The 17,635-nt window shown below is 61.5% G+C and carries 15 protein-coding genes; 4 read left to right on the forward strand and 11 right to left on the reverse strand.

The genetic code is table 11. The features are described 5' to 3' along the window. Window positions 1-352: 352 nt before the first annotated feature. The gene (locus tag NCR39_RS28120) at window positions 353-1,927 is read right to left on the reverse strand and encodes a methyl-accepting chemotaxis protein (protein ID WP_250456067.1); all 1,575 of its coding nucleotides are present in this window, start codon (window positions 1,925-1,927) and stop codon (window positions 353-355) included. A 314-nt stretch (window positions 1,928-2,241) separates the two neighbouring features. On the opposite strand from NCR39_RS28120, the gene NCR39_RS28125 reads away from it, so the two are divergent. Together NCR39_RS28125 and NCR39_RS28130 are read left to right on the forward strand one after the other, a co-directional pair. Further along, window positions 2,242-3,498: a PAS domain-containing protein gene (locus tag NCR39_RS28125; RefSeq protein ID WP_250456068.1), complete on the forward strand. Its 1,257-nt coding sequence runs from the start codon at window positions 2,242-2,244 to the stop codon at window positions 3,496-3,498. Between the two features lie 87 nt (window positions 3,499-3,585). Beyond that, on the forward strand, window positions 3,586-3,939 hold the full coding sequence (locus tag NCR39_RS28130) for a response regulator (RefSeq protein WP_250456069.1): 354 nt from the start codon (window positions 3,586-3,588) through the stop codon (window positions 3,937-3,939). Window positions 3,940-3,942: 3 nt separating this feature from the next. Here NCR39_RS28130 and NCR39_RS28135 read toward each other — a convergent pair whose 3' ends face one another. Further along, window positions 3,943-5,313, reverse strand: coding sequence for a 3-deoxy-D-arabino-heptulosonate 7-phosphate synthase (locus NCR39_RS28135; RefSeq protein WP_250456070.1), 1,371 nt, complete (start codon window positions 5,311-5,313; stop codon window positions 3,943-3,945). Window positions 5,314-5,415: 102 nt separating this feature from the next. Between NCR39_RS28135 and NCR39_RS28140 the strand changes: the two genes are divergently transcribed. Together NCR39_RS28140 and NCR39_RS28145 are read left to right on the forward strand one after the other, a co-directional pair. Next, the gene (locus NCR39_RS28140) at window positions 5,416-5,763 is read left to right on the forward strand and encodes a hypothetical protein (protein WP_250456071.1); all 348 of its coding nucleotides are present in this window, start codon (window positions 5,416-5,418) and stop codon (window positions 5,761-5,763) included. 207 nt (window positions 5,764-5,970) lie between these two features. Next, window positions 5,971-7,086 (forward strand): acyltransferase family protein, encoded by a 1,116-nt coding sequence (locus tag NCR39_RS28145; protein WP_250456072.1) that lies wholly within the window; start codon window positions 5,971-5,973, stop codon window positions 7,084-7,086. A 24-nt stretch (window positions 7,087-7,110) separates the two neighbouring features. Here NCR39_RS28145 and NCR39_RS28150 read toward each other — a convergent pair whose 3' ends face one another. The 9 genes from NCR39_RS28150 to NCR39_RS28190 form a co-directional block, all read right to left on the reverse strand. Further along, a complete protein-coding gene (locus tag NCR39_RS28150) occupies window positions 7,111-7,938 on the reverse strand; it encodes a universal stress protein (RefSeq protein ID WP_250456073.1) in 828 nt (275 codons plus the stop codon). Between the two features lie 28 nt (window positions 7,939-7,966). Beyond that, entirely contained in the window at window positions 7,967-8,806 is an 840-nt protein-coding gene (locus tag NCR39_RS28155) for a universal stress protein (RefSeq protein ID WP_250456074.1), read from the reverse strand. Between the two features lie 175 nt (window positions 8,807-8,981). Beyond that, entirely contained in the window at window positions 8,982-10,409 is a 1,428-nt protein-coding gene (locus tag NCR39_RS28160; RefSeq protein ID WP_250456075.1) for a coniferyl aldehyde dehydrogenase, read from the reverse strand. A gap of 30 nt (window positions 10,410-10,439) precedes the next feature. Next, complete coding sequence (locus tag NCR39_RS28165; RefSeq protein ID WP_250456076.1) at window positions 10,440-11,216, reverse strand: MipA/OmpV family protein; 777 nt, start codon at window positions 11,214-11,216, stop codon at window positions 10,440-10,442. After that, on the reverse strand, window positions 11,213-12,079 hold the full coding sequence (locus NCR39_RS28170; RefSeq protein ID WP_250456235.1) for an alpha/beta hydrolase: 867 nt from the start codon (window positions 12,077-12,079) through the stop codon (window positions 11,213-11,215). The genes NCR39_RS28165 and NCR39_RS28170 overlap by 4 nt, the downstream gene beginning before the upstream one ends. A gap of 17 nt (window positions 12,080-12,096) precedes the next feature. Then, window positions 12,097-12,897, reverse strand: a complete 801-nt coding sequence (locus NCR39_RS28175) for a DUF4118 domain-containing protein (RefSeq protein WP_250456077.1) — start codon at window positions 12,895-12,897, stop codon at window positions 12,097-12,099. Window positions 12,898-13,229: 332 nt separating this feature from the next. Then, window positions 13,230-15,059: a putative bifunctional diguanylate cyclase/phosphodiesterase gene (locus NCR39_RS28180; RefSeq protein WP_250456078.1), complete on the reverse strand. Its 1,830-nt coding sequence runs from the start codon at window positions 15,057-15,059 to the stop codon at window positions 13,230-13,232. Between the two features lie 515 nt (window positions 15,060-15,574). Then, the gene (locus tag NCR39_RS28185) at window positions 15,575-15,940 is read right to left on the reverse strand and encodes a BON domain-containing protein (protein ID WP_250456079.1); all 366 of its coding nucleotides are present in this window, start codon (window positions 15,938-15,940) and stop codon (window positions 15,575-15,577) included. A gap of 147 nt (window positions 15,941-16,087) precedes the next feature. After that, the gene (locus tag NCR39_RS28190; RefSeq protein WP_250456080.1) at window positions 16,088-17,620 is read right to left on the reverse strand and encodes a DHA2 family efflux MFS transporter permease subunit; all 1,533 of its coding nucleotides are present in this window, start codon (window positions 17,618-17,620) and stop codon (window positions 16,088-16,090) included. Between the last annotated feature and the right edge of the window lie 15 nt (window positions 17,621-17,635).

A 17,635-nucleotide genomic window follows, 5' to 3' on the forward strand; every position in this document is an offset into this window, starting at 1 on the left:
GCGAGAAGATTCACTGAATGACGCATATGCCCCCCTTTGGGCTGTGACATTCCCCGTGTTTTTTTGCTTTGAGCGCTCTAGTGGCAGGGCAGTGTAGCAGCGCTAAAGAAAGGGGCGATGTATTCCCGAGCGAGGCAACATGCGTATGTTGCGCGAGTCTTATTTGTGTGCTTGATTCGTTAGCAGAGCACGCTAAGCGTGCGGGATGAAGGGCTTGCTAGGGTTTTCCGCAGCTTCCCGGAAACGCAAAGCTGATGCTCGAAACGGCGTGTCCATCATTCGTCGCGCGTGGCGGCGCCGCATCGCCGCTCATCGCCGCATCACCGCTCATCGCCGCATCGCCGCTTATCGCTTATACAGCCGCGAGCCGGAAGAACGATACAGCCTGCGTCAGATGCCGCCCTTGTTCATCGAGCGATTGCGAAGCCGCCGCCGCTTCCTCGACGAGCGCCGCGTTCTGCTGCGTCACCTGATCCATCTGCGCGATCGCCCGACTCAGTTGCTCGATGCCGCGGCTCTGTTCGTCCGATGCCGCCGCGATCTCGCTCATGATCCCGCTCACCTTCGAGACCGCGCCGAGCACGCCGGCCATCGTCTCGCCGGCTTCCAGCGCGAGCGACGAGCCTTGCGCCACGCGCTCGACCGACGCGCCGATCAGCTCCTTGATTTCCTTCGCCGCGCTCGACGAGCGCTGCGCGAGATTGCGCACTTCCGCTGCGACCACCGCGAAGCCGCGTCCTTCTTCGCCGGCGCGCGCCGCTTCGACGGCCGCGTTCAGCGCGAGGATATTGGTCTGGAACGCAATGCCTTCGATGATGCCGGTGATGTCCGCGATCTTCGTCGAGCGCGCGCTGATGTCGGACATCGTTTGGACCATGCGCGTGATGACTGCGTTGCCCTGTTGCGCCACCGTGGACGCATCCGCCGAAAGCGTGTTGGCCTGTTGCGCGTGATCGGCGTTCTGCCTGACGGTCGCGGTCAGTTCCTCGACGCTCGATGCTGTTTCTTCGAGCGATGCCGCCTGCTGCTCGGTGCGCGTCGACAGATCCACGTTGCCGACCGCGATCTGGCTCGATCCCGTCGCGATGCTGTCCGCGCACGTGCGCACGTTGCCGATCAGCCTGACGAGGTTCGCCTGCATCGCGTTCATGGAGGCGAGCACGCTGCCGTGGCGTGCATCGTCGATATGCGCGACGAACGCGAGATCGCCGCTCGCCACGCGCCCGGCTACGTCGCTGAGTTCGTCCGGTTCCGCGCCGAGCGCACGCAGAATGCCGCGCGTGATGACGAGTCCCGCCGACGCCGCCGCGACGACCGCCAGCGCGCACAGGCCGATGAGCCACGCGCGCCAGCTCGCGTATCGCTGCGCGGATTCCGCCACGAGACGCGCGCCTTGGGCATCGGTGACATCGGCGTAGCGCTGCGTCGCCTGCACGAGCGCGGCAAGCAGCGGACGGCATTCGTCGTTCATCTTCGCAATCGCCGCTTCGTGCTGGCCCTTCAACGCCAGATCGACGATACCGAGCGCAACCGGCCCATAAAGCGATTCGACGCGGGCGATTTCATCGACATCGGCGCGCGCGGTGACGTCGAGATCCGTGGCGGCGTCGGTCATCTGCCTGAGCCTGGTGAGGCTGCGCAGCACGTCTTCATGCGCCTTCGTGACGGCGGCTTTCTCGAGGTCCAGGTCGGACTGTTTCGTGACGAGCACGAGATTGCGCGCCGCGATCGCGCGCCGGTCCACCGCCGTGCGCACCTGTTCCGCGAGGTTCGCGCGCGCGTTGATCTCCGACACGAAGGTCGTGAAGCGCCGATTCGCATCGCTGAGCGCTTCGATGGACAGCGCGGCGACGAGCAACACCGCGCCAGTGAGTAATCCAAAGCCGATGGCCAACTTCGTTCTGACCGACATGCGCCTGCTTTTCATTCTTGTTCTTCTCCGATGGTTCGCTACGGGTTCGCTTAGGTTTCGCTTATGCGCTGCGCTTTCGATGTACGTCGATGCAGCCGCCTTTGAGCGGCGACCGATGTATAGCGACATCTGTTCGGAAGGCTGAAGATGAACAGAATGTGGACGATGAAACGCAAACGTTCAACGCCGCGAATATTTTCGCGCGACGCTTCGTGATGGGGACGTGGCACCGTGATTGCTCTCAGGGTGACAACCTCAGAACCGCAAGACATCGCTCATCTTCGCGTGCCCGTCATGCAGGCGAAGATCGCAAGGAACATCAGGTCCCCATGTCAGGAAGAGAAGAAAAAACACTCGATATACGAGGCGGCGGACAAAGCGTGGGCATTCCCGCTGCCGGCGAACTCGACAACCATTCGTTCACGCCGACAGGCACATCGGACCGGCGGCACTGGCAGGCGGGCTATATATCGCGCCCCGGCCTCGACGATCGCAGCAGCGTCTTCTTCGCAGCGGTTGAAATGACGCGCATGCCGATGGTCGTCACCGATCCCCGGCTGCCGGACAATCCGATCGTGTTCGTCAACGGCGCGTTTCTGGACCTCACGCAATACGCTGAGGACGATGTCATCGGCCGCAACTGCCGCATCCTGCAAGGTCCGGAGACCGATCCCGAGACGATCGCGGAAGTGCGCGCCGGAATCAGCGAGAAGCGCGCGGTGGCCGTCGAGATACTGAACTACAAAGCAGACGGCACGCCTTTCTGGAATGCGCTCTTTCTCGGGCCGATATTCGACAAGGACAATAATCTCGTCAATTTCTTCGCGTCGCAAATGGACATCACGCGCAGGCGCGTATCGGAACAGGCGTTCAGGCAGGCCCAGAAGATGGAGTCGATCGGGCAACTGACCGCCGGGCTCGCGCACGACTTCAACAACCTGCTTCAGGTCGTGACGGGCAACCTCGAACTTGCCAAGAGAAAAACAGCCGCATACGGCGATGCGCTGCTCGATACGCTCATCGACAACGCAAAGGGCGCGGCCGAACGCGGCGGCAGGCTGACGCAACAGCTTCTGACCTTCGCCCGCAAGCAGCAGCTCACGCCGAGGAACGTGAGCCTGAACCAGCTCGTGCTCGAATTCAGCGACATGCTCGCGAGCACGCTGGGCAAGCACATCGACCTTCGTCTGGACCTGAAGCCCGGCCTGCCGTCATGCATGCTCGATGCGGAGCATCTGGAGATGGCGCTGCTGAACATACTGATCAACGCACGCGACGCGATGCCCCACGGCGGCAGGGCGACCGTTGCGACGTCGATACTGAACCTCGCGACGGGCGCGCCCGAAAGACATCTCTCGCCCGGTCAGTATGTGATTCTGTGCGTTCACGACGAAGGCGTGGGCATGGATGCCGATACCATGCGGCGCGCGGCCGAGCCGTTCTTCACGACGAAGGGACCGGGCACGGGCCTGGGCCTTGCGATGGTCCACGGATTCGTGCAGCAGTCGAATGGCCGGCTTGAGATAGAGAGCGTCGTTGGCAAGGGCAGTATCGTCAAGATGATCTTTCCTCTGGCTGCGGGCTGACTGACCGTTCAACGAGTACCAACATGATCAACCCGCTCGTCCTGGACGTCATGGGATGCGTCCCGGACCGCTTCGAAACGAATACCGATGAAGCACATTCTTGTTGTCGATGACGAAAGCTCCATCACCCAGGTCATGAAACTGTTCCTGGAGTGGGAGGGCTTTCGGGTCAGCGTGGCGCACGACGGCATGGAAGCGCTGGAGGTCGACGAACAAGACCCGGCCGATGCCGTCGTGACCGACTTGACCATGCCGCGCATGAGCGGCAGGGAATTGATCGAGCAGCTCGCCGCGCGCCGGCGCGATATTCCTACCATCGTCATTACCGGATGGGCGGGGGCCGAGGACCTGACGAATGTGCATACCACCGTGATGCGCAAGCCCGTCGCGCTCGACAAACTTCGCGAGAGCCTCGCGGACATGCTGAAAGTCGAGTCCTGATTTTCAGCTTCGCATTGCGGCGAGCAGGTCGTCGGTATGAACCATCAGGTCGCGTGCCTGGCGCAGTATCGCGTATTGATCCAGCACCACGCGCCATCGCGGCGATTCGAGCAGCGCGTGCCATACGGGTTCTAGCGTGCGGGCGTCGGCGTGTTGGTGCTCAGTCAACATGCCTGCATAGGCGAGGCTCTCCGGCGCGCTTAAGAGCTGCATTCTGCTTGCTGCGTTCAGCAGACGCGGGGAAGCATCGGCGGGAGCGTCGCAGCAATAGAGCACCGTGTTCGCAAGACGATCGCCTTCCGTTGGCAGCGACGTCAGCGATGCACCGCGCACATGAACCACGCCCTGTTGCGTTTCGAACGCATAGTGCGCGTTCGCATCCGCGTGCGCGAGCAGACGCAAGCCGCGCAAGAGTCTCGGCAAGTCGGTCGATGCGGCATCGACGGAAGCCTTCGCTTCGATCAGCAGGCTGATGTCCCACACGACGGTGTCGCCGGATGTTCCGGCATGCCGCAACAGCACGACGTCCCATTCGGTCTTGGCGTGCTCGTGGCTCGAAGGAATGGATGCAGGCACGCGCATGGACGTGACCACGCGATAGGACGCGTGAGCCTCTTCCTTGTCGAGACGCTCCGCGAATGCTTCGAGCGCACGCGTGGCCAGCGCTTCGACTTCAGCGCCGCGCCGCTTCGACGCGACACCTTGCGCAGCGGCGGCTGCGCTTCCCGAGCGAGGGCCATGCCGGTCCCATAACGATCGATACCGCCGTACGAGTTCATCGTCGTCCAATGCTTGCAGACGTTGAAGACGCGCAAGCGCTCCGCTGTCGAGCAGCAGTTGCGCGCGGCGCTTCACGGACGCTTCGATATCGGTGTCAGCGAGATCGAGCAGACGTTGCGCGCTCTCTTCGGCTCGCGACCACGACGATACCGCTGCCGCCTCGTACAACCGGCCCAGCCAATCGCGTTGCGCCCCGGGCGGCATACGCTGATGCCTCGCCGGATGCGCCATTGCGTTGACGGCAGCGTGAATCGAGCGCCGATCGCGTTCCGCCTGCGATGAAAGCGATGCGTATTCGCTGACCGTCGGTTCGCGGTATCGAAGCAGCGTGGCCTGAAAGACGGCGTCGCCGGTTTGCGGATGCATCGCGGAAGCGATCAGGCGTGCGAGCGAATCGATGAAGCGCTGTTGTAGCGCGGCGATCGTTGTGGTGTCGCACGTCTTCGCGATGCGCGCCTGTTCGATGATGAGCGCAAGCGCCGTTTCGGGACTGAGTTCGTGCGTTCGCGATGCGTCGAGTTCGTATCGCGGCAGGCGATAACGTCGCGCGATAGCGCTCAATGTTCGATCAAGAAGAGAAGAGGATGCTGGCATTGAATGAAGGAAGTGCATGCATCCACGCAGCATAGCCGAATGCGCTGAATCGGGCCTATAGTAACTTCATGCAGCGCGTTGACTTTCGCATGGGAGCCGATCATGTTGCGAACGACTTCGACGTTGCTTGCGCTCATTCTCTGCTGCACGGCGAGTGACGCGTCAGCCGATGCCATCCACATCGAATCGGGAACCTACGGTGCGAACTGCGGCGCGTATCAAGGCAACGCGACGCATGAACTGGCACAGCGATGCGACTCAGTGGAAACATGCCGCTATCCCGTTGCCTTGCCCGCGGACTTTCACAAGCCACGTGCGTGCCGGGCCGATTTCGTCGCCGAATGGTCTTGCGGACGCGGCGAATTTCATCGTGCCGAAGTCAGCGCCGCTGTGAACAACGAAGGCATTCTCGTGCTGACATGTGTGCCGTCGACCGGTGCGGGCAAGTAACGCATATCGCTTCTTCAGAAGATATGCACTCCTTTCATATGAAGAAGCGCACGCGAACGGCGAGTTTCGGCCTGCACGTTCGGATCTTTTGATCGGATAGCGATAAATAATCGTTGAGTGCCGCTTCAACGTGCGGAACCCCACATAAGCGAATTGCACAGGTGTCCTACCGTATAGGCCACGTCAATCTTATCGAAAGGGGAAACGATGCCGCCATCGCCTCAACGATCGAACGGGACCAAGCTGGGCGGGTTACAGGCACTTCGTGCATTCGCAGTAGCCCTCGTCGTTTATTTCCACATTGCCACGGCGGTTTTCACGTATCACGGCGGCGGCGCAACGTCGTTGTTCTTATCGACTTACCAGGTCGGGCAGGCGGGCGTCGATATCTTCTTCGTCATCAGCGGCTTCATCATGTTCTATACGCGCAAGGACAGCGCCAATGGTTTCAAAGGGGCGACGACCTTTTTGAAGCATCGCTTCCAGCGCGTGATGCCGCTTTACTGGTTCTGGACGGCGATCTTCATCGCACTCTGGTACTTCGGGTTCGTCCACAAATCCGTGGCGTTTCCCGATTCGACGACGATCATCGGATCGCTTCTGCTATGGCCGATGAAGAACGTGATCGAACCGTATCAGCCGATTCTCTCGCAAGGTTGGACGCTGTCTTTCGAAGCCTATTTCTACGTGTTTTTTGCCGTGGCCATACTGGCGCGCGTGCCGAATCGCGTCATGGCGCCGTTTCTGTGCGCGGTGTATGCGGCGCTCTATCTGTTGGCGCGTGCGTTTTCGCATGAGCCGTCGGTGCTGCATCTGACCGGCTCGCCGCTGATCTGCGAATTCATCTTCGGCATGATTGCAGCGCAGATTGCGAAGGCATTGGCGCGGTCGATCTTCAAGTCGCGGATCGCTTATGCGGCTATCGGCGTTGCCTTCATCGCGTTCGTGGCGATGGTGACTTCCGCCTACTACGAAGTGAGGCTCGACAAGTACCGCGTGCTGATCTATGGCGTGCCGGCCTTCGCGATCATTCTCGGCGTGGTGGTCTATGACATGGTGCGTCCCGTTGCATCGAAGGTGCTCTTGTTCGTCGGCAACGCGTCGTATTCGATCTACCTGACGCACGGCTTCCTCTCGATGCTCGCAGGCAGCGCACTCAAGCGCGGCTTGGGGCACAGCGTCAATGCGGACGTGTTATGCATCGCCGGCACGATCGCTACCGTGGCGGCATCGTCGCTGACGTATGTTGCAATCGAGAAGCCGATGCTGCGGCTCGTTCACTGTCAGCGTCGTTCGCGCGCGCTCGGTTCGGTGCCGGCCTGATCTTTCGCGCCGATACGCCGCGACTCAGTGCGAAAGCAGCACGGGCAGCGCGGACCCTTCGAGCAGGGTCCGCGACACGCCGCCAAGCACGCGTTCGAGTCCGCGCGAGTGCGCATAAGCGCCGGCGACGAGCATGTCCGCATGCACGCTGCTTGCCCTGTCGAGGAGCGTGAATCCCGTGCCGCCTCCGCGAATGCGCGGCGTGGAAGAGAAGCCTGCGCGCACGCCTTGCCTGTCCAGCCACGCTGCGATGTCGATGCCCGCGGGCGCATTCTCGTTCTTGTGCCGTTCCACCGTCACCACCTCGACCACGCGCGCGCGTCGCAGGATGGGTAGCGCATCGGCCACGGCGCGTGCGGCTTCACGGCTGTCGTCCCAGGCGAGGACCACGTTCTCGCCGATGGTCTCGATGTCGCCCGCGCGTGGAACGATCAGCACGGGCCGTCCCGCGCTCATCACCGTATCTTCGACGAAGTGGCGCGCAATGAACGCAGCCGGGTCTTGCGGATCGTCCTGACCGAGCACGATCACGTCCGCATGACGGCCATGCAGCACCGCTGCGTCGATGACGGAGCCCGTCGGCGCGCGCCATTCAGCGGTGACGCCGGCCAGTTGCGCCGCATGCTCGAACGCCTCGTGCGCGTGATCGAGCGCCGCGCGCTGTTGCCTCTCATAGTTGCTTCGTTCGACACGTTGCGCCGGACCGAACAGATGATGAGCCAGGTCCTGACAGACGAGATACAGCCCGATGACATGAGCGTCGAAGCGACGCGCGAGATCGAACGCAAGCTGCGTGCGCGCATCGCAGCGCCGGCTGTTGTCCAAGTGAACGAGGATGGTCTTCCAGTTCATGATCGGCCTCCTTGATGAGCGCATCGCCTCAATGAGACATGAGCACGGGAACCGTCATCGATGCGAGGAAGGTTCGCGTGGCGCCGCCGAGCACGAGTTCCTGCCAGCGTGCGTGTCCATAGCCGCCCATGACGACGAGATCGGCGCCGAGATCCGTGGCGCGCGAGAGCAGCAATTCGCCGACCGATGTTTCATCCGCGATTGCGCTCGACGACACTTCGGCCTTCACGCCGTGCCGCGCGATGCACGCGGCGATATCCGCGCCCGCAATGCGTTCGTCGCGCGCTTCGCCTTGCGTCGTGTCGATGGTGACGATGCTCACGCGCTCGGCCGTCTTGAGCAAAGGAAGTGCATCGTGGACGGCTCGCGTTGCCTCGCGGCTGCCGTCCCACGCGATCATCGGATGATTGGCCATGGAAGGGAAGAAGCCCGTGTAAGGCAGCAGCAGGACCGGGCGCCCGGATGACAGGACGAGCGTCTCCTGAAAGTGATCGCCGACATACGACTCGGGATCGTCCGGATCGTCCTGACTGGCGACGACGAGATCGGCGCATCGCGCGAAATGCGGTGCCGCATGGGTCGCCGGTTCGTGGGCTTCGATCCATTCGCCCGTCACGCCCGCACGCTTCACTTCGGCGTGAAAGAGGCGTTCGATCGCGCCGCGCTGCTCGAGCCGCGTGGCCGCGTGCTGCTCGTAATACGAGGCCGTGCCGGCCATGATGGCGAACGCGCGCGTTTCCGGTTCGTACACGGCAAAGAGCCCGATAACATGTGCGTCGAAACGCTTCGCCAGTTGCAACGCGCTTTCGAGCCTCGGGTGAGCGCGCGCGCTGGTGTCGAGGTGCACGAGAACAGTCTTGTAGCTCATCGCGTGGCTCCTTGAGTCGGATCGTGATTCACGTTGGCATCAGTCTAGAGACGCCGATCGTGGATCGCGTTGATTCAGGTCAATGGCAGGGCGACGGCGCGAGCGATTCATCCGTTCCGGCGCGGCGTCGGAATCGGCTCTTGATTCAGATCAATTGAAACACCGATGCGTTGCGCTAACGGAGCATCGCCTTGATGATGGCATTCGCGATGAAACCGTAAGGTGGACGAAGTAATTTGCCGAGCTGCCAGCGCGACTGCACCAGAATGCCCTTGGCGTGACTCAACGCACGAAAGCCTTCTACGCCGTGGTAAGCGCCCATTCCGCTAAGGCCGATTCCGCCGAAGGGCAGAGCATCTTGTGCGTAGTGCATCAACGTGTTGTTGATGGTGACATTGCCGGCGGTGGTCCGCGTCAGCAGTTTCTCGCGGCTCGCGCCTTGCGCGCCGAAAGAATAGAGCGCAAGCGGACGCGGACGCGCGTTGATGAAATCGATCGCTTCGTCGATATCTTCATATGTGAGCACGGGCAGCAGCGGCCCGAAGATTTCCTGCTGCATGATGAGCATGTCATCGGTCGCGCCGGTAACGAGCACAGGCGCTAATTTGCGCATGGCATCGCGTGCATTGCGTGCATTGCGTTGCCGATTGCCGACTTCGATGATTCGCGCACCCTTCTTCCGCGCATCGTCCAGGAGCGTCAAGAGACGCCGATGATGCCGCTCGTCGATGATCGATGTGTAATCCACGCTATCCGGCCCTTCGGGGTACAGCCGCCTGACGGCGCGATCGTAGGCATCGACGAACGTATCCATCTCTTGCTGGGGCAACAGCACATAGTCCGGTGCGATGCACGTTTGTCCCGCGTTGGCGAGCTTGCCATAAGCGATGCTCTCGGCCGCCGCTTCGCCGTGGCCCGGTTCGATGACCACGGGCGACTTGCCGCCCAGTTCCAGCGTCACAGGAACGAGATTGGCCGCGGCCGCTTGCATGACCTTGCGGCCGACTTCGGTACTGCCGGTGAATAACAGATGATCGAATGGCAGCGCGGAAAACGCGGCGCCCACGATCGCATCGCCAGTGACCACAGCGACCTGTTCCTTGTCGAATAGCTCGCTCAAGATGGCTTCGAGCAGCGCGCTCGTGGCAGGCGTCGATTCGGATGGCTTGATCATCGCGCGATTGCCGGCTGCCAGCGCAGTGGCCAAAGGCATCAGCGCCAACGACAACGGATAGTTCCACGGCGCCACAATGCCGACGACTCCGACGGGCTGATACAGCACGTAGCTGCGAGCGGGCTGCAGTTGCCATGGCGTAGGTCGCCGCTCCGGACGCATCCAGCGGTGTAGACGCCGCCGCAAATAGTCGATTCCATTCACGAGCGTGAGCAACTCCATGATCGCGGTCTCGTGCGTCGCGCGATGACCGAAGTCCGCTTGTATCGCGCGCTCGATGTCGCTCCTGCGAGCGATGAGCGCACGCTTGAGCTTTGTCAGGTCGTTGCGTCGTCGATTCGCGGAAGGAGGGCCATCGCGCAGAAACGCTTCACGTTGCGTTTGCAGTCGGCGCGCGAGTAGTGCGTCAATGGATTCGGACGAGATCATGTAAGAGGATGCCGCTTTTATCGCGCGGGCCTAGAACCGATACAGCACAGACGCCATGCCGTTGAGATCGAGACGGCGCTCCGTAATAGGGCTGTTCGCTGCCGAATGTTCGAGGCGTCCGATCACCGCCGTGACGTTTGCTGACCAGTGCGAGTCGAATTGATAAGTGGCGTTCACGTTCATGTGAACATCGCGCAAGCCGGAACTCGTTGCATATTGAGGCAGACCCGACGCCGCGCTTTCCTGCGAGTTCACGCCGAAGAAAGTCCTCGTATAGGTCGCGTTCGCCCAAGTTACGCCCGGCCCCACGGAAATGAGCAGCTTGCCGAGCGGTGCCGACGCGAATGCATCGACCGTTGCGGTCAGACCTTGTCCAGTGCCGGCGATGTCCTGATAGACGGCCGCCGCGCCGGTGAAGGCCCACCAGGTGTAATCGGCAAAGAGCCGCAGCTTCGGTCCGTAGTGGACATCGGGAAGACCCTTCAGACGTGCATCGTCGGATGCGCGTCGCGACTGGAAGTCGAAACTCAGCGACGCACCCACGTGGTAATTCTCGCCGCGCAGCGCATTCACGCCGAGCACGTCCGGACCTTGCGAGAACACGCGGTCCTTCCACGAGATGTCCTGCGCAGGAAACGGCAGAAGCTGAAGCTGCGATGAACCGGGGAACTTCGGAAACACATACAGGCCCGGTCCGATCGATACCTTCCAGTCGCTCGGGGCTTGCGCTTCATCTGCATGCGCGGCGCCCACGAGGCCGGACATCGCAAAGACCATGACGGCTGCCGATATGAGCTTGCGCTTCATGCCTTCTCCGCCACGGTCGCGAGTTGCCTCAAGCGACGCGCAAGCGCGCGCGACACCACCGGCGTCGGATGGTTGCTCGAGTCCGATGCCGCCGCGCTTTCGCGCAGAAAGAGCGCACATTCCCGCGCAACGGCTTCGCGTTCGTTGTCGGATGTGATCATGTGATATGAATCGTCGAGCCAGATCGTGCGCATGAACGACGCACCGACATTCGCCGCGACGAAGCGCGCGTTATGCGGGCTCGACGTTTCGTCGTCGATGGCGTGAATGAGAAGGCAGTCCGCGCCGATGTTCTTGAGCTTCTTGCGCACGGAGCGCGTGAGGCGGCTGGCTTCGTGCAGCGCGGGCAGCGAGATGGATGCGGGCCCGACTTCGCTGATCTGATTCTTTTGCATGGCGCGCGCGATCTTCAGGCGCAATGCTTCATTGCGCAGGCCAAAGGGTTCGCGCTCCCGATACCGGTAACGCGAGCGCAACGGCGTGTAGTACGCGTAGTCGAGCAAGAAGCGGTACCAGGGGATGGCCCAGCCGTCGTAGTTGAGCGTGATCGACAGCAGCAGCATCGCGCGCGCGGCGGGCCGCTCGTGCGCCACTGCGGCGGCGAGGGTCGCGCCCATCGAAAGGCCGCATACGGACACGTGGCGGTATCGTGCGGCGAGCGCGTCGAATTCGGCGACGGCCGCGTCGATCCAATGCTCCATCTTCTCGTGTCCGCTGCCGGCGCTGTAGCCGTTCAGCGTGGGCGTATGGACGATGAAACCTTCGTCGGCGAGCAGCCGCGCAAGGAAGCGCAGTTCGAGCGGCGAGCTCGACAGGCCGTGAAGCAAAAGCACTGCGTGGCTGTTGTCGTTTGCAGCGGACATGGATGGCGTGTTCAAGGTCAGTCTTCCGCTCGCAGAACGAGGAATTCGCCTGATGGCGTGATGAAGCGCTCGCAGACGCATTCCATCGATCGCCAACTGTTTCGGTCTGCAGATAAAAATCGCATGCGATGATGGCCGGGCGTGAGTCGATCGCTGACGCGCGCGAGATCTTCCTGATGCACGTGCGCATGCATCGCGCCATAGGCGATGCCTGTGCTGAACGGGGTATCGTCGATCAGGCCATTCGAGGTGGCTGTCGCGGCTGCGGCCACCACGCTGCCAGGCGACGCGCTATTCACCGGATCGAGCGCCTTGATGAGGACGAGCGCGTGGTGATATTGCGCGATGTGATGCAGCATTCGATGCATATCGTCTGTCGCGCGGCGGTTGAGCAGCCGCTCGTTGTCGTGACGCAGCAGCATCTCGTAGCGCGACTGGGCCACCGCAGCCAGCAGTTCCGCGCGATATTGCGCGCGTCGCAAGCGCTCGACGAGCGCAATGATCACGATGGTGATGAGCGGATAAGTGACGAGCAGGCGAACGTCCGAGGCGTCGATGACATCGATGCGCCCGTACGGCGGCACGAACAGATAGTCCGCGATGCAGAGGCCGGCCAGCATCAGGCAGAGCGCGGGCCCGAGGCCGCAGTAATACTCGACGAGCACGGCCGCCAGAAAGAAAGCGGTGCCGGGCATGACCGGACCGAGCAGTGGATGTAACAATGACCGGACGACGAAGGCCGCAGCGAGCGCCGCCGCTGCGATGAGCCATCGTCTGGGGCCGCGAGGCGCCCATCGACGGGAATTGCTGACTTGCATTTGCTTGACAGTTTATTGACGATCTTCTTGAGCAACGGCTAGTAGATTGAAAGCCGGACTTTCGAGGCGTCGATGCGTAAAGGGGCGCGAACGGGGCGCGTTTGCGCCGGTCAGCTTAGGCTGCGGGCGCGAAGTCGCAATGGTACTGCAAGGCGACAAACGGCGAGAGAAAGGGCGGTAACTATTTAGAAAGGTACTTGTATGTAATTTCTGGTGATATTACATGGGGAAACGTTCGTCGTCCGAACGATCGTGTGTTCCTACACTCGCCAGCTTGCGCGGTTGAATAGGCCGGTGCGAGATTAATCGGCTGCGAGAAAATGACTTCGCTTTCATGAAACACTCGTACCCGCACAACCCGGCAACAACCCGACGTCCACCAGCGCATAAGTCTGCTCGGGCTCGACCGGCTTCGAAAAAAGAAACCCCTGCGACAACTCCCCACCCGCAGACTCGAGCGCCCTTAGCTCTTCTTCGGTCTCCACGCCCTCCACGATGGTTTCGACACCCATGTCTCGTCCCAGCGCGAGCAGCGACTTGACGATCTTGTAGCTCGTTCGCACGGCATGCATTCCGCGAACGAAGCTGCGGTCGATCTTGATCTTCGTGAGCGGCAGCGTATGAAGATACGAGAGGCTCGAATAGCCGACACCGAAGTCGTCGAGCGATACTCCACACCCGAGCGCGCGCAGCCGCAAAGCAGCAGACTGTATGGCCTTGAACTCCCGAACGATCGCGGTTTCAGTGATTTCAAAATCGAGCCGCGAGGGATCGAAGCCGCTATCGGCAACCAGCTTCAGTATGTCCGATACCGTCTCGGGTGAAGCAAGGTCGAGCGTGGACAGATTGAACGACAGCCGCACTGGATTCCGCCAACGCAGCGCGGTAAATAGCGCCTTCCTCAACAAGATAAAGGTCAGGTCGCTAACGATTCCGGCACGTTCAGCGACCAAGATGAATTCATCGGGCGGTACGTTGCCGAGCGTGGGACTCGTCCAGCGCGCGAGTGCCTCGAAACCATAAACGCGGCCCGTCGCGAGGTGGACGATCGGCTGGAATGCGACCGTGAGTTCACGTTCAAGATCGGCCATCTGTAGCGCCTGCTCGACCAGGGCGCTGCGCCGGATAGCAGCGTGATGTTCCGCGGAAAACAGGACTGCGCTGCCGCGGCGGTTCCGCTTTCCGGAGTACAGCGCGTAGTCGGCGAATTCATAGAGTTCCGCGGCCGTGGCGCAGTGGGCGGGATACACCGCGAAACCCAATGAAGCGGATATCTGTATGTTCACGTCGCCGGCGATGAAAGGCTCGCGCAGCATCCGGCAAACATGTTCGCCCAACGCCGCTAATGCTTCTGTGGAGATGATGTCCACGACCAGCAGCCCGAATTCATCGCCGCCAAGACGCGCTAGCCGCAGTTGCGGCGTCACGAGCCGTGCGAGACGCTCACCGACCTGACTCAGCACCCTGTCGCCAATCGCGTGACCGTGCGTGTCGTTGACGGGCTTGAGGCCATCCAGATCGACAATGCCGACGGCGAGCATCGTCTTGCGTGCAACGGCCGCCGCATATGTGGTCTCTAGTTCATGGAAGAACGATCGCCGGTTAGGCAGCCCCGTCAGGCTGTCGAGATGCGCGAGCCGCTCATTCTCGGCTCGCGCCTCGACCATGCGCGTGAAGTCGCGGTGGTTCTTCATCAAGATGACGAGGATCGCACCGGAGACGAGCACGACGTTCACGGAAACCGCGCGGAACACGCTGTTCCCGTACAACACGAAGTACCCGAAGAACGCACCGTTGATGGTCACGGCGACGATGATCGCAGCCGCCCGAAGATGCATGAGCGAGAACATCACGCCGATGACCGTGATGGCCATATAAAAAGCGACGTGCGCCTGCGCGTAAGGGCCTCCATAGCGGACCAGCGAAAGCGCCCACGCCGTGAAGACGATCGTCAGAGCCGCTGCGAGCCAGGTGGCCCTCGAAAGCGCGCGTTCCGCCGTGTCGACCGAAGTCTGCCGGCGATCCGCGCGTGTCCATCGCCACAAGCGCTGCAGGCCGATCAACGTGAAGGCGCAAGGTACGTAAATACTCAGCCAGGTCGGCGCAATAGTGAAATGCGTGACGGCGAGCGCCCATGTATTCGCGATGAGCACCAGATACATGAGCGGCATCTGGTGCCGGAATGCTTCGAACTGTGCGACTAGCAGCGGCCCGTTATCGCGAGGGATTGAAGCCAGCGATCGCAACCGGCGAAAGAAAGGGAGAAAGATCATCGCTTAATGCCAGTACCCGTGTTCAATCGACACGACCAGTCGTGTGAGCGAACCGAAGGTGACAGTCGGCCCGGCCGGGACCGAAATCTGATTCAAACGCATACCAGGTTTTCCGGTGTTCTTATTCTCGCGCCCAACATTGGATTGAAGGGAGTCGTCTGTAATGTTATCGGCCGATTCGACGGCAGCATTAGGGCAGCGACGTTCGCGTTATCGTTTGCGCATGAAAAAATAACGCACTCGGGCACTGAAGTTGCCTTCAATGCCGCGCGAGTGCGTTCAAATAAGAATTCTTTCGAAAGACAAGAGCGTGCGTCGTGTCGATGCGCGCTGTCGTATTTCTTCAGCGATCGAATCGATTTTCAATAAACTGATTGACTCACGCGGACTTCTGACGCGTGCGGCTATTGACCGCCGTACTGAACCGTCAAGACGTTCTTCACGGAAGTGACGCCATCGACCTGTTTTGCGATTGCAGCGGACTTGTCGATCTGAGTCTGATCGGCTGCGTGTCCTGCAAGCGTGATCGCGCCGTTCTTCGCGATCACTTGTACCCCGTTCATGTTGATTCCGCCCTTCTGCAAGGCTTGCGACACCTTCCTGCTTAGCGCCCTGTTGGCTTTACGCATCTCCTTCTTCGACATTCCCGCACTCGTCGACGTCGTGCCTGAAGAAGGCGCAGCGGTGTCGCCCGTTTGCGACCACACGTTGAAGGAGAACACGGTCGCTAACGCGATCGCAGAAACTTTGAGCGCATTGATCGTCTTCATCGCTTGGCTCCGGTTAGCTTGAAGGTCATGCCGGCATCATCAATTCTAGTCGGCCATGCGCTGCATCCAAGCGGTTCTTGTTCGCCCGCCCTAATAAACGAACGTTCGATGTGCAGAACAAGAAAACCGGGCCACCGGCTGCTAACGCTAATCCATCGCCGCATGCGCGAGCGATTCATCCGCTGCACGGCGCGACGGCCGGATGAGCAGAATCAGCGGCACCACGAGCAGCGTCGCGACGAACATCAGCTTGAAGTCGTTCAGGTAAGCGATCATCGCCGCCTGCTGCGTGATCGTCTCGTTCAATAGCGCCATGTCACGCATCGATCCCGTGGCGAGCATCGACTGCATCGCCGGATTGAAGGGCGTGATGTGCGCGGCAAGGTCCGAATGCGCCACCTGCGTGTTTCGCGTCATCAACGTCTGCACGATCGAAATGCCGATACTGCTGCCGATGTTGCGCATGAGGCTGTACGTGGCCGTGCCGTCAGCACGCAGCGTGGCGTTGAGCGTCGAGAACGTCAGCGCGGACAACGGCACGAACACGAAGCCCAGCCCGAAGCCCTGAATCACGCCCGGCCATACGATGTCCGACGCCGACAGCACGATCGTGTATTGCATCATCTGCCAGAGCGCGAAGGCGGAGATGAGAAAGCCCGCGAGCAGCAACAGCCGCGCATCGATACGCTTGAGCAGGCGCCCGGCGATCAGCATGGCGATCATCGTCCCGGCGCCGCTCGGCGCGGTGACGAGGCCCGTCGTCGCGACCGGATAGTTCATCAGGTTCTGCAACATCGGCGGCAGGAGCGCGCGCGTGGCATACATGACCGCGCCGATGACGAAGATGAAGCAGGTGCCCGTCGCGAAGTTGCGGTCCCTCAGCAGTTCGTATTTGAAGAACGAGCGCGCGCCCGCCGTCGCCGTATGCGCGACGAAGAACACGAAGCTCAGTGCCGCGATGATCGCCTCGATGCGGATTTCCATCGAGCCGAACCAGTCGAGCTGCTCGCCGCGGTCGAGCATTGCCTGAAACGCGCCGATGGCAAGGCCGAGCGTTGCGAAGCCGAAGGCATCGAACCTGACGGAGCGGCGCGCGGCCTGCGTCGGCAGGAACGTCAACACGCCGAACAGGGCGAATGCGCCGATGGGCACGTTGATGAAGAAAACCCAGCGCCAGTTGTAGCTATCGGTGAGCCAGCCGCCGAGCGTCGGGCCGAGAATGGGGCCGACCATCACGCCCATGCCCCAGACGGCCATCGCCTGGCCTTGTTTATCGGGCGGATTGATGTCGAGCAGAATGGATTGCGAAAGCGGCACCAGCGCCGCGCCGAAAACGCCTTGCAGCAGCCGGGACGCGACGATCTGCGTGAGCGTCTCGGATAAACCGCACAGCGCCGACGCCACCGTGAAACCGGCGATGGCAATGCAAAGCAGCCGCTTCACGCTGAGCCGATCCGCGAGCCATCCGGTGAGCGGCGTGGCGATGGCCGCTGCGACGATATACGACGTCAGCACCCATGTGATCTCGTCCTGCGATGCCGACAGCGTGCCCTGCATGTGCGGCAGCGCCACGTTGGCGATGGTGCTGTCGAGCGTCTGGATCAGCGTCGCGAGCATGATCGAGACGGTCAGCATGGTGCGGTTCAGCGGCGCATTTTCCGTCGAGGGTTGTGGAGACATGGGATGCGCCACATG

The organism is Caballeronia sp. ATUFL_M2_KS44 (assembly GCF_023630965.1).
Classification (GTDB): domain Bacteria; phylum Pseudomonadota; class Gammaproteobacteria; order Burkholderiales; family Burkholderiaceae; genus Caballeronia; species Caballeronia concitans.

Bases quoted from the DNA above. Each gene is read 5' to 3' on its own strand.
- NCR39_RS28120 (WP_250456067.1), bottom strand. From the start codon at position 1,927: ATGAAAAGCAGGCGCATGTCGGTCAGAACGAAGTTGGCCATCGGCTTT.
- NCR39_RS28125 (WP_250456068.1), top strand. From the start codon at position 2,242: ATGTCAGGAAGAGAAGAAAAAACACTCGATATACGAGGCGGCGGACAA.
- NCR39_RS28130 (WP_250456069.1), top strand. From the start codon at position 3,586: ATGAAGCACATTCTTGTTGTCGATGACGAAAGCTCCATCACCCAGGTC.
- NCR39_RS28135 (WP_250456070.1), bottom strand. From the start codon at position 5,313: ATGCCAGCATCCTCTTCTCTTCTTGATCGAACATTGAGCGCTATCGCG.
- NCR39_RS28140 (WP_250456071.1), top strand. From the start codon at position 5,416: ATGTTGCGAACGACTTCGACGTTGCTTGCGCTCATTCTCTGCTGCACG.
- NCR39_RS28145 (WP_250456072.1), top strand. From the start codon at position 5,971: ATGCCGCCATCGCCTCAACGATCGAACGGGACCAAGCTGGGCGGGTTA.
- NCR39_RS28150 (WP_250456073.1), bottom strand. From the start codon at position 7,938: ATGAACTGGAAGACCATCCTCGTTCACTTGGACAACAGCCGGCGCTGC.
- NCR39_RS28155 (WP_250456074.1), bottom strand. From the start codon at position 8,806: ATGAGCTACAAGACTGTTCTCGTGCACCTCGACACCAGCGCGCGCGCT.
- NCR39_RS28160 (WP_250456075.1), bottom strand. From the start codon at position 10,409: ATGATCTCGTCCGAATCCATTGACGCACTACTCGCGCGCCGACTGCAA.
- NCR39_RS28165 (WP_250456076.1), bottom strand. From the start codon at position 11,216: ATGAAGCGCAAGCTCATATCGGCAGCCGTCATGGTCTTTGCGATGTCC.
- NCR39_RS28170 (WP_250456235.1), bottom strand. From the start codon at position 12,079: ATGTCCGCTGCAAACGACAACAGCCACGCAGTGCTTTTGCTTCACGGC.
- NCR39_RS28175 (WP_250456077.1), bottom strand. From the start codon at position 12,897: ATGCAAGTCAGCAATTCCCGTCGATGGGCGCCTCGCGGCCCCAGACGA.
- NCR39_RS28180 (WP_250456078.1), bottom strand. From the start codon at position 15,059: ATGTATCTGGTGCTCATCGCGAATACATGGGCGCTCGCCGTCACGCAT.
- NCR39_RS28185 (WP_250456079.1), bottom strand. From the start codon at position 15,940: ATGAAGACGATCAATGCGCTCAAAGTTTCTGCGATCGCGTTAGCGACC.
- NCR39_RS28190 (WP_250456080.1), bottom strand. From the start codon at position 17,620: ATGTCTCCACAACCCTCGACGGAAAATGCGCCGCTGAACCGCACCATG.